This window comes from Serratia ureilytica, assembly GCF_017309605.1.
In the GTDB taxonomy this organism is placed as follows: Bacteria; Pseudomonadota; Gammaproteobacteria; order Enterobacterales; family Enterobacteriaceae; genus Serratia; species Serratia ureilytica.
The window spans coordinates 1199864-1210068 of sequence record NZ_CP071320.1; the positions used below are offsets into that span (position 1 = coordinate 1199864).

Here is a 10205-nt window from a genome sequence, read left to right on the forward strand (position 1 = left end):
GCCGCCCCATGCCCCGATGCTGCCGTGACGTTACTCGAACTGCAGCAGTACCTTGCAGCAGGTGCGCTGATCCCGCTCGAACATCTGCATTGCCCGTTCGACGTCGCCGGCGGGCACGCAGTGGGTGAGTAGCCGCTGCGGGTCCAGCTTGCCGTCCGCCATCCAGGCGATCACCTGCGGGAAGCGCGCGCTGTTCAGGCGCGAGGAGAAGATCGACAGCTCCTTGCTGGTGATGCTCTGCTGGGTCAGGGTGCAGGCGTCGCCGGAAAAGCCCATGATGCCGATGCGCGCCGCCGGCGAAGCCAGCGCGATCGCCTCCGGCAAAATGGCGGGGTGGCAGGCGGCATCGACGATCAGCGTCGGCTGAACGCCTCGCTGCTGCAGCGCCTGAGGCAATGCGGCCTCGGCGTTGTTGAACACTTCATCAGCACCGTTGGCGCGCGCCATCTCCAGCCGTTCGGCGATGCGATCGACGACCCACACCTGCTTGACGCCGTACACGCCTTTCAGCGTCTGGATCACCGTGAGCCCCATCGGCCCGGCGCCGTAGATCAGCGCGATGTCGTCGGGGCGCGGTTGCAGATGGGCGGTAATGTTGGCGGCGATGGTGAAGGGTTCGATCATCGCGGCGTGGCGATCGCTGATGGCGGCCGGAACCGGATAGGCGTTGCGCGCCGGCACGCAGGCGTAGTCGCTGAAGCCGCCGTCGCGGTGCACGCCGATCACCTGCAGCGAGGTGCAGACGTTGGGGCGGCCGACCGAACAGGGATAGCAGTGGCCGCAGCTCACCACCGGGTCTATCGAGACGCGTTCGCCGAGGCGCGCCGGATCGACGCCTTCGCCCAGCGCATCGATCAGGCCGAAGAACTCGTGGCCGATCACCCGCGGGTAGCGGGCGAACGGGTTATGGCCGTGATAGATATGGACGTCGGAGCCGCAGATACCGGCGAATTTCACCTTGACCCGCACCTCGCCGGCCGCCGGTTGCGGCAGCGCGCGCGTCTGCAGCGCCAGGCGCCCGGGCTGTTCGATCACGACGCTGCGCATGGTGTTTACCAGTTCCATAAGGTGCCATCCTCCAGACGCGCGACCGGCAGGTAGGCCGCTTCATAGGGGTAACGGGCCGCCAGCTTCTCATCGAACTCGATGCCGATGCCCGGCTTGTCGCCCGGATGCATATAGCCGTCGTCGAACGTCCAGCTGTGCGGGAACACCTCGAGCATCTGCTCGGAATAGCCCATGTATTCCTGCACGCCGAAGTTCGGCACCCACAGATCGAAATGCAGCGCCGCCGCCATGCAGATCGGCGACAGATCGGAAGGGCCGTGAGAACCGGTGCGCACCTGATACAGCGAGGCGAAGTCGGCGATGCGCCGCATGCCGGTAATGCCGCCCGCGTGCGTCAGGGTGGTGCGGATGTAGTCGATCAGTTGCTCTTCAATCAGCTGTTTGCAGTCCCAGATGCTGTTGAACACCTCGCCGACGGCGATCGGCGTGACGGTATGCTGACGGATCAGGCGGAAACAGGCCTGATTTTCCGCCGGCGTCGGATCTTCCATCCAGAACAGGCGATACGGCTCGGCGCTTTTACCGAAGCGCGCCGCTTCGATCGGCGTCAGGCGGTGGTGCATGTCGTGCAGCAGATGTTCGTTGAAGCCGAACTTGTTGCGCACCGCGTCGAACAGTTTGGGGGTGAAATCGAGGTATTTCTCCGTCGACCACAGCTGCTCTTCCGGCCATTCGCCCTTGGTGGCCGGCTCATAGGCCTGGCCTTTGCCCTTGGCCATACCATAGGTGGTTTTCATGCCCGGCACGCCGCATTGCACACGGATCGCCTTAAAACCTTGCTCTTTATGTTTGGCATAGTCGTCGAGCACCTCGTCGATCGAGTGGCCGGTGGTATGGCAATACACCATCACTCCCGAGCGCGAGGCGCCGCCCAACAGCTGATACAGCGGCATATTGGCGGCCTTGGCCTTGATGTCCCACAGCGCCATGTCGACGGCGGAAATGGCGGACATGGTCACCGGGCCGCGCCGCCAGTAAGCGCCTTTGTAGAAGAATTGCCAGAGGTCTTCGATCCGCTGCGCGTCGCGGCCGATCAACTGCGGGCAAAGGTGATCTTTCAGGTAAGAGGCCACCGGCAATTCGCGCCCGTTCAGCGTGGCGTCACCGAGGCCGATGATGCCGTCATCGGTGGTGATTTTCAGCGTGACAAAGTTGCGCCCCGGGCAGGTGACGAACACCTCGGCGTTGACGATTTTCATAACCTTCACATCCTGTAGCTGCGGAGAGATAGCGCGAAAATACGCCATGAACTAACTACCATACAAGTATGAATTGATGAATTTGCCGGAGAGGATCACATTTGATCGCGAGTGGAAGCGGATGAACGGAGGGGAAGAAGCGGGGCGCAGCGGCTGCGCCCGACAAGGTCAGCCCAGCAGGGCGCAGTTCGGCGGCAGGCGGCATTCGATGGCCTGCGGCACCACTTCGATGCGGAAATGGCGGCCTTTGAGCGGCTCGCCGTCGAGGTTGAAGGTCATCTCATGCGGCGCGTCGATCTCCAGCCACGGCAGCGCGGCGCTGAGGATGCTGTTGCTCTCTTCGTCGTTGAACAGGGCGGCCACCAGCGCCGGCAGCAGTTCATCGGCGATCAGCAGGCGCAGCTGCAACTGCCCGTCGTTAATCAGCGCGTTGGGGCACAGTTCCTGGCCGCCGCCGGCCTGTTTGCCGTTGCCGATGCCGATCACCAGCGCTTCGCCGGCCCAGCGGAAGTCCGGCCCGCGGATTTCACAGCGGTCGGCCTGCAGCGTATCCATGCGCAGCAGGCCGTGCACGAAGTAGGACACGCCGCCCAACGCCGCCTTCAGCTTCTCCGGCGTTTCAGTGGTGATACGGGTGCCGAAGCCGCCGGTGGCCATGTTGATGAAGTAGCGCTCGCCGTTGACCTTGGCCAGATCGATAGGCACCGAGCGGCCCTTGATCGCCAGCTGCAGCGCCTGCTCGGGCGAGAGGGGAATGTTGCAGGCCATGGCGAAGTCGTTGGCGGTGCCGAGCGGCAAAATGCCCAGCGCCGGCCGACCTTGCGCCGGCAGTTGCGCCAGCGCGGCGGCCACTTCGTTGATGGTGCCGTCACCGCCGCCGGCGACGACGGTGCCGACGCCGAGCCGAGCGGCTTCCGCGACGTAGCGCGCGGCGTCGCCGTGTTCCCAGGTGACGCGCACGTGCAGCGTTATCTGCTCTTCGCGCAGCCGGTTGACGGCCTGGCGCAGCTCTTCGTTGCCGGCGCCCTTGCCGTTGATGATAAGCAGTGCTGGTGCATGTGAGTGTTGAGGCATTGCCGAGCTCCTCCGGCGGAAAACCAATAATGCCTCAAGATAAACCAGCCCAGGCCGCCAAGCCATCAGAATATTCAGCTAATTCCGGTTATTTCCCATTGCTCCGTGAATATGAAGACGATGCGAATTTATCTGAATTTAACCTGACAATAAGCGCAATTTTAATGGCGGCAGGATTAATCGCTATAGCGTTATTTATATATCGATGTGGCGTTATTATTTTTATTAAAATGGATAACGGGAAAACGTAATGAGAAATAGGCGCGCCGGCGGCAATGGCGGGCCCATAAAGAAAAAGCCAGCCCAAGGGAGATTGGGCCGGCTAAGGAGGTGGTTCCTAGTATTGCTATGCAAATATTTTCGTTGTTCGTTTTAAGCAGCGTGATAGTAACCAAGCTGCGGGCACATTGATGTGATCCAATTCTAATATTTGCTAAAAATCGCCGCCGAATGACGGCGATTCATTGTTAGGCTCCGGCGCTATTTTCTTCCGCCAAATTGCGGATCAGCAAAGCATAATTGAGATCGATATCCTGCGGGATCGGCAAATAAACGATATGGCCGTTGCCCGGCGCGACCTCAATCGGCTCGCCTTTCTTATTTTGCATGCTTTCGAGGGTGAACAGCACGTTGCCGCCCGGCGTCATCATCTCGACGCTGTCGCCGAGTGAGAATTTATTCTTCACGTCGACTTCCGCCCAGCCTTCGCGGCGCACGCCGGTGAACTCGCCGACGAACTGCTGGCGCTCGGAGAGCGAAGAGCCGTAGTCGTAGTTCTGCTGCGCTTCGTGCACGTGGCGGCGCAGGAAGCCTTCGGTATAGCCGCGGTGCGCCAGGCCTTCCAGCGTGGTGAGCAGGGTCGGATCGAACGGTTTGCCGGCAACGGCGTCGTCGATGGCGCGGCGGTAGACCTGGGCGGTGCGCGCGCAGTAGTAAAAGGACTTGGTGCGCCCTTCGATCTTCAACGAATGCACGCCGAGCTGCGTCAGACGCTCTACGTGCTGGATGGCGCGCAGATCCTTGGAGTTCATGATGTAGGTGCCGTGTTCGTCCTCGAAGGCGCTCATATATTCGCCTGGTTTTTGCGCCTCAGACAGCATGAATACCTTGTCGGTCGGCGCGCCGATGCCCAGCGTCGGCTCGACGGTCTGCACCGGGATCGGCTCGTGCAGGTGCACGATATTGCCGGTGTCGTCCTCTTTGCCTTCTTCCGCCTTGTACTGCCAACGGCAGGCGTTGGTGCAGGTGCCCTGGTTGGGATCGCGCTTGTTGATGTAGCCGGACAGCAGGCAGCGGCCGGAGTAGGCCATGCACAGCGCGCCGTGGACGAAGATCTCCAGCTCCATGTCCGGCACTTCGGCGCGGATCTCGGCGATCTCTTCCAGCGACAGCTCGCGCGACAGGATCACGCGGGTCAGACCCATTTGTTTCCAGAACTTCACCGTCGCCCAGTTAACGGCGTTGGCCTGCACCGACAGGTGGATGTCCATCTGCGGGAAGGCTTCGCGCACCATCATGATCAGGCCAGGATCGGACATGATCAGCGCATCCGGGCCCATATCGACTACCGGTTTCAGATCGCGCAGGAAGGTTTTCAGCTTGGCGTTGTGCGGGGCGATGTTGACCACCACGTAGAATTTTTTACCCAGCGCGTGCGCTTCGTTGATGCCCTGCGCCAGATTCTCGTGGTTGAACTCGTTGTTGCGCACCCGCAGGCTGTAGCGCGGCTGGCCGGCGTAAACCGCATCGGCGCCGTAGGCGAAGGCGTAACGCATGTTTTTCAGCGTTCCGGCCGGGGAGAGAAGTTCCGGTGTAAACATAGTGTGTCTCGGTCTGATTTCAGGTCAGCACCACGCCACCTGATGGCGCAGTAAAAGCGGGGGATTGTAGCCGCGGCGCGGCAAAAAATCAGCAGTTAACCGGATTTATTCAAGGGAGATTGATCCCGGTCAAACGGAAAACGCGCGATGGCGGCCACCGCGCGGGCGAAACGGGAGATCAGGCGCTCAAATCGCGAATATCGGTGGTCGGGCCATTTTTAATCACCGACTGGATACCGTTTTTGGCTGCGCTTTCGGAGCTGTACATTTCGCTGACGCCGATCACCTGATGGTTCTTTGCCTTCAGCACAAAGTAGGGCTGGTTGCTGGTGCTGTGCTTCAGTTCAAACTGCGCTTCATGCGGCGAATTGGTCTGCACCGAGGCGATGCCGTTCTCCGCCGACGCTTTGCTGGCGTACATCTCGCTGGCCAGAATGATCTCGCCGTTACTGGCTTTCAGGTTGAAGTGGTACTGTCCGTTCTTTGCTTTTTTCAGCTCGTAATGACCGATTGCCATGGTTCTTCTCCTGTAGGTTCCGATTCGTGATGTAAGTGTAGCCAATCGCTTGAAAATCGGTGGCTAAACCTCACAGCAGCTTAGTCGAAAAAATGCGCAATTTTTTTGCGCCGGCGCGGAGTTTTCGCCCGAGAAGCCCGGCGCCGCACGGGAAGCTAAGGGAGGGGCGGTGATTGCGCAGTGCACCGCATAATGAGGGGAGCAGGGTTTCAACCCGTGAGACTGTGCGTTACTGTTTGGCCGTTTCGTCAATGTGGATGAAAAATGAGCGATATATCTTGGCATCGACACGCTACAGGCATATGCTTTGGCCTATGCCAGCTGTGGGGTGTCGAGATGGAAAGAATCGCAAAGCTGTTTAAAAACGGCAGAAATCAGGCGGTGAGGTTACCGGTGGAATTTGAATTTGATACGGATCGTGTCTATATCCGTCGCGATAGGGAGGGCAACGTGATTTTATCCAAATATCCAGCAAAGCCGGACAGCTGGGCACCGCTGCTGAGCATTATCGCCCAAACGCCGGTGCCGCAAGAGTTTCTTGGCGCGGAAGATCGTCAGCAAGGGGTTGCAGACCGCGATCCATTCTCAGAGGACGAATAGGCGATGTACATGTTTGATACCAACACCGTCAGCCACTTGTTTCGGCAGCATCCGCAGGTGCTTAACGTCATGGAAAAGCTCCCGCCTTCTGCCGTATGTATTTCCAGCGTCACGGAGGCGGAACTGCTTTACGGTGTGGCTAAACGGCGGAACAAGGCGTTGCAAAGCATGGTCGAGGCCTTTCTTGCCGCGGTGACGGTCTATGCATGGGATAGCGAGGCTGCCCGCTGTTACGGTGAAATGCGGGCAAACATGGAGAGAAAGGGCAAAATCATGGGCGCGATGGATCAACTGATCGCCGCTCATGCGCAGAGCCGTGGCGCGACGCTGGTGACCAACGATCGCGCATTCGCCATGGTGCCCGGATTGGCGGTTGAGGACTGGACGCGCTGATTTCCCCCTAGATCCCATTCACCAGCCGGCAGGGTTCGGCTTCCCAGCGGTAACCGACGCCGTATACCGAGCGGATAAAGGATTTTTGCCCGTCGATCAGCTCCAGCTTGCGGCGCAGGTTTTTGATGTGGCTGTCGATGGTGCGGTCGGTGACCACCCGATAGTCGTCATACAGGTTGTTCAGCAACTGCTCGCGCGAAAACACGTTGCCCGGCTGGCTGGCCAACGTTTTCAGCAGGCGGAACTCCGCCGGCGTCAGATCCAGCAACTGCCCCTGATAGCTGGCCTGGAAACGCGGCTCATCGATGTGCAGCAGGTCATCTTCCCGCGCGCTCTCCTGCGGCCGATAGCTGCGGCGCAGGATGGTTTTCACTCGCGCCACCACTTCGCGCGGGCTGTAGGGTTTGCAGATGTAATCGTCGGCGCCGATCTCCAGCCCCAGCAGGCGATCGATCTCTTCGATTTTCGCCGTCACCATCACGATCGGCACGTCGCTGAAGCGGCGCAGCTCGCGGCACACCGTCAGACCGTCGGCACCCGGCAACATCAGGTCGAGCAAGATCAGCGCCGGCGGATGCTGGTGCACGGTCGGCACCACCTCGTTGCCGTTGGTCAGCCAGCGGGTGGCGTAACCCGCCGCCTGCAGATAATCCACCAGCAGCTGGCCCAGTTTGGGCTCATCTTCAACAATCATGATCTGCACGGGTTGATTCTGAATGTCCATCAGGGCGCCTTATTTTTTATCGGGGTAGCAAATTCTACTGTAATGCGCACGCCGCCTAAAGGCGAATGCTCGGCGCGGATTTTCCCGTCGTGCGCCTCCACGATGTTGTGGCAGATCGCCAGCCCCAATCCGGAACCGCCGCTGGCGCGGTTGCGCGAGCCTTCCGCCCGGTAGAAACGTTCGAAAATGCGCGTCAGTTGCTGATCGCTGATGCCCGGCGCGCTGTCCTGCCAGCAGAGGGACAGCCGCCCCGGCTGCAGCTCGGCGCTGATTTCCAGCCGGCCGCCGGCATCGGTGTAGCGCAGGCTGTTTTCCAACAGGTTATTGAACAGCTGATTCAGGCGATCGGGATCGCCGAACAGCGGCGCCTGGGGCGGCAGATGGGTGACGATCTCCAGCCCTTTGGCGCGAAAGCGCTCGCGGAAGGCGGCGACGGCGATCTGCAGCAGATGCACGCAGTCCACCGACGATTTGCGATAGGCCAGCGCGCCGAGATCGGAGAGCGAAAGCTGGTGCAGGTCGTCGACCAGTTTGGTCAGGGTGGACACCTCGGCCTGCAGCGAGCTGAGCGACGCGGGCGTCGGCTGGCGTACGCCGTCCTGCAGCGCCTCCAGCTCGCCGCGCAGCACCGCCAGCGGCGTGCGCAGTTCGTGCGACACGTCGGCCATAAAGGCGCGGCGCATCTGTTCATTTTTCTCCAGCGAGGTGGCCAACTGGTTGAAGTCGTGCGCCAGCCTGCCCAGCTCATCCTGGCTGCTGACCGCCACGCGGGCGGTGAAGTCGCCCGCCGCCAATCGATGGGTGCCCGCCACCAGGCGTTTAACCGGGGCCAGCATGCCGCGCGACAGCAGCCAGGTCACCGCCGCCGCCAGCAGGGTGGAGAGCGCGACGATGATCCAGCTGGTGCGGCGCTGCTGGCGATCGAAGTTGATGTCGGTATTGCGCGTCAGGCGTTCGACCGGGGTAGTGAGCACCCAACCGACGATCTCGTTGTTGTAGCGGATCGGGTGGCGCGGCCCCTCTTTCGGCAACGGGCCGGAATGCCCGACCAGCCGATTGAACTGGCTGTCCACCACCCAAAACTGGGTGCGCCAGCCTTTGGGCGGCAGGTTGTGGCTGCTGTCGCTGTTCTGCTCGAACGAACGCATGATTTGGTAGACCACCTGATCGTTGTTGCGCAGGAATATCCAGTTGCCATGATGGCTGTACTGCTCCTCCAGCGCTTCGCTCAGCATGTTGATGCGCTGCTCGTTACTGCTCTTGATGTAGTCGATAAAACCGCGCTCAAAGCTGACGCGCACCCCCCAGTGCATGGTGATCAACACCAGCATGCAGGTGGCGAAAATGGCCAGGAACAGCTTCCCGGTAATGCCTATCTTCATTGCAACCTCGTTGAGCCGGTGCCCGGCTCTTTGGCCAGCGTGCGGTTAGGCGCGCTATCCGCCGGCACGCGCGCGAAGGCCAGCGCGGGCAGGGCGATAATCAACGCCATACAGCAGTAGCTGTAAATAAATGCGCTGTGGATGGCCGGGCTGTCGGCCACCGCCTGGTGATGGGCGAAGCTGCCGATCAAGATGCCGGCGACGCTGACGCCGAGGCTCATCGACAGCTGCATGACCATCGACAACAGGCTGTTGCCGCTGCTGGCCAGCCGGTCCGGCAGGTCTTTCAGCGTCAGGGTATTCATCGCCGAGAAGCGCAATGCGTTGACCATCCCCTGGAAGAACAGTATCACCGGCAGCAGCCACAGCCAGCCGAGCATCGCCGCCAGCAGGAAACTCAGGCTGACCAGCGCGAGCAGCAGCGTGGCGGCCACCAGCACGTTGCGGTAGCCGAAGCGGTTGACCACCTGCACCACGATGCGCTTCATGCCCATGCTGCCGATGATCATCGGGATCATCATCAGCCCGGCGTGGAACGGCGTGAAGCCCATGCCCACCTGCAGAAACAGCGGTGTCATGAACGGCAGCATGCCGCTGCCGATGCGCCCCAGCAGACTGGCCAGCAGCCCGATCTTGTAGGTCGGGGTGCGCAGCAGCCGCAGCGAGAACAGGGCGCGGCTATTGCCGTAGGCATGCCAAACATACCCCAACAACGCCGCCGCGCCCAGCGCCACCAGGCCGGCGATGGCGCCGCCGGTCAGGCCCATGCCTTTGTGGCCGTCGAGCGCCAGCGTCAGCGACGCCATGCCGATCGCCAGCAGGAAAAAGCCGCTGAGATCGAAACGGCGGGTCTGCATTTGGTAGTTGGGCATCAGCAGCAGCGTGGCGATGGCGCCCACGATGCCCACCGGAATATTGATCAGGAAAATCCAGTGCCAGCTGGCGTATTGCACCAGAAGTCCGCCCAGCGCCGGCCCCATCAGCGGGCCGATCTGGCCCGGCAGCGTCACGAAGGTCATCGCTGCCATGTACTGTTCGCGCGGCACGATCTTCATCACCGTCAGGCGGCCGACCGGCACCATCATCGCGCCGCCGATGCCCTGAAGCACGCGCGAGGCGATCAGCTCGTTCAGGGTTGCCGAGCGGGCGCAGAGGAGGGAGCCGAGGGTAAACAGCACGATGGCGCTGAAAAACACCCGCTGTACGCCGACCTTGTCCGCCAGCCAGCCGCTGGCCGGCAGCGTCACCGCCACCGTCAGCACATAGGCGACGATCACCGACTGCATGCGCAGCGGGTTCTCCCCCAGGCTGGCGGCCATCGAGGGCAGGGCGGTATTGACGATAGTGGTATCCAGCGTCTGCATAAAGAAGCCGAACGCCACTATCCAGAGTTGCCAACGTACCGTGGCGGTGTGTTTCATCAGCATC

At 61.2% G+C, this 10205-nt stretch carries 11 protein-coding genes; 3 read left to right on the forward strand and 8 right to left on the reverse strand.

All coding sequences use genetic code 11. The annotated features are described in order from the left end of the window. Positions 1–30: 30 nt before the first annotated feature. From J0X03_RS05550 to yegS, 3 genes are all read right to left on the reverse strand, one after another. Positions 31–1047, reverse strand: coding sequence for a Zn-dependent oxidoreductase (locus tag J0X03_RS05550; RefSeq protein WP_160880171.1), 1017 nt, complete (start codon positions 1045–1047; stop codon positions 31–33). Between the two features lie 5 nt (positions 1048–1052). Then, positions 1053–2267 (reverse strand): D-mannonate dehydratase ManD, encoded by a 1215-nt coding sequence (gene manD / locus J0X03_RS05555; RefSeq protein ID WP_122016724.1) that lies wholly within the window; start codon positions 2265–2267, stop codon positions 1053–1055. Positions 2268–2435: 168 nt separating this feature from the next. Further along, on the reverse strand, positions 2436–3341 hold the full coding sequence (gene yegS, locus J0X03_RS05560; RefSeq protein ID WP_033644066.1) for a lipid kinase YegS: 906 nt from the start codon (positions 3339–3341) through the stop codon (positions 2436–2438). Positions 3342–3370: 29 nt separating this feature from the next. On the opposite strand from yegS, the gene J0X03_RS05565 reads away from it, so the two are divergent. After that, positions 3371–3592: a hypothetical protein gene (locus tag J0X03_RS05565; protein ID WP_139120358.1), complete on the forward strand. Its 222-nt coding sequence runs from the start codon at positions 3371–3373 to the stop codon at positions 3590–3592. Between the two features lie 216 nt (positions 3593–3808). Here J0X03_RS05565 and trhP read toward each other — a convergent pair whose 3' ends face one another. After that, positions 3809–5161, reverse strand: a complete 1353-nt coding sequence (gene trhP / locus J0X03_RS05570) for a prephenate-dependent tRNA uridine(34) hydroxylase TrhP (protein WP_046687633.1) — start codon at positions 5159–5161, stop codon at positions 3809–3811. 178 nt (positions 5162–5339) lie between these two features. Continuing rightward, entirely contained in the window at positions 5340–5678 is a 339-nt protein-coding gene (locus tag J0X03_RS05575) for a YegP family protein (RefSeq protein WP_033644064.1), read from the reverse strand. 336 nt (positions 5679–6014) lie between these two features. On the opposite strand from J0X03_RS05575, the gene J0X03_RS05580 reads away from it, so the two are divergent. Next, entirely contained in the window at positions 6015–6278 is a 264-nt protein-coding gene (locus J0X03_RS05580) for an antitoxin (RefSeq protein WP_019452401.1), read from the forward strand. 3 nt (positions 6279–6281) lie between these two features. Beyond that, positions 6282–6671, forward strand: a complete 390-nt coding sequence (locus J0X03_RS05585; protein WP_108681740.1) for a type II toxin-antitoxin system VapC family toxin — start codon at positions 6282–6284, stop codon at positions 6669–6671. Between the two features lie 7 nt (positions 6672–6678). Here the strand turns inward: J0X03_RS05585 and baeR are convergent, their stop codons facing one another. Genes baeR through mdtD form a run of 3 tightly spaced genes read right to left on the reverse strand, consistent with a single transcriptional unit; the run spans position 6679 to position 10204 of the window. Then, positions 6679–7395, reverse strand: a complete 717-nt coding sequence (gene baeR, locus J0X03_RS05590; protein WP_129993536.1) for an envelope stress response regulator BaeR — start codon at positions 7393–7395, stop codon at positions 6679–6681. Continuing rightward, the gene (gene baeS / locus J0X03_RS05595) at positions 7395–8777 is read right to left on the reverse strand and encodes an envelope stress sensor histidine kinase BaeS (RefSeq protein ID WP_033644061.1); all 1383 of its coding nucleotides are present in this window, start codon (positions 8775–8777) and stop codon (positions 7395–7397) included. Before baeS ends, baeR begins: the two co-directional genes overlap by 1 nt. Next, the gene (gene mdtD / locus J0X03_RS05600; protein ID WP_033644060.1) at positions 8774–10204 is read right to left on the reverse strand and encodes a multidrug transporter subunit MdtD; all 1431 of its coding nucleotides are present in this window, start codon (positions 10202–10204) and stop codon (positions 8774–8776) included. Before mdtD ends, baeS begins: the two co-directional genes overlap by 4 nt. Position 10205: the final 1 nt, after the last annotated feature.

Excerpts from the sequence above, each read along its gene's own strand:
- J0X03_RS05550 (WP_160880171.1), bottom strand. The coding sequence starts at position 1,047 with ATGCGCAGCGTCGTGATCGAACAGCCCGGGCGCCTGGCGCTGCAGACG.
- J0X03_RS05575 (WP_033644064.1), bottom strand. The coding sequence starts at position 5,678 with ATGGCAATCGGTCATTACGAGCTGAAAAAAGCAAAGAACGGACAGTAC.
- mdtD (WP_033644060.1), bottom strand. The coding sequence starts at position 10,204 with ATGCTGATGAAACACACCGCCACGGTACGTTGGCAACTCTGGATAGTG.
- J0X03_RS05580 (WP_019452401.1), top strand. The coding sequence starts at position 6,015 with ATGGAAAGAATCGCAAAGCTGTTTAAAAACGGCAGAAATCAGGCGGTG.
- J0X03_RS05565 (WP_139120358.1), top strand. The coding sequence starts at position 3,371 with ATGCCTCAAGATAAACCAGCCCAGGCCGCCAAGCCATCAGAATATTCA.
- baeR (WP_129993536.1), bottom strand. The coding sequence starts at position 7,395 with ATGGACATTCAGAATCAACCCGTGCAGATCATGATTGTTGAAGATGAG.
- baeS (WP_033644061.1), bottom strand. The coding sequence starts at position 8,777 with ATGAAGATAGGCATTACCGGGAAGCTGTTCCTGGCCATTTTCGCCACC.
- trhP (WP_046687633.1), bottom strand. The coding sequence starts at position 5,161 with ATGTTTACACCGGAACTTCTCTCCCCGGCCGGAACGCTGAAAAACATG.
- manD (WP_122016724.1), bottom strand. The coding sequence starts at position 2,267 with ATGAAAATCGTCAACGCCGAGGTGTTCGTCACCTGCCCGGGGCGCAAC.
- J0X03_RS05585 (WP_108681740.1), top strand. The coding sequence starts at position 6,282 with ATGTACATGTTTGATACCAACACCGTCAGCCACTTGTTTCGGCAGCAT.
- yegS (WP_033644066.1), bottom strand. The coding sequence starts at position 3,341 with ATGCCTCAACACTCACATGCACCAGCACTGCTTATCATCAACGGCAAG.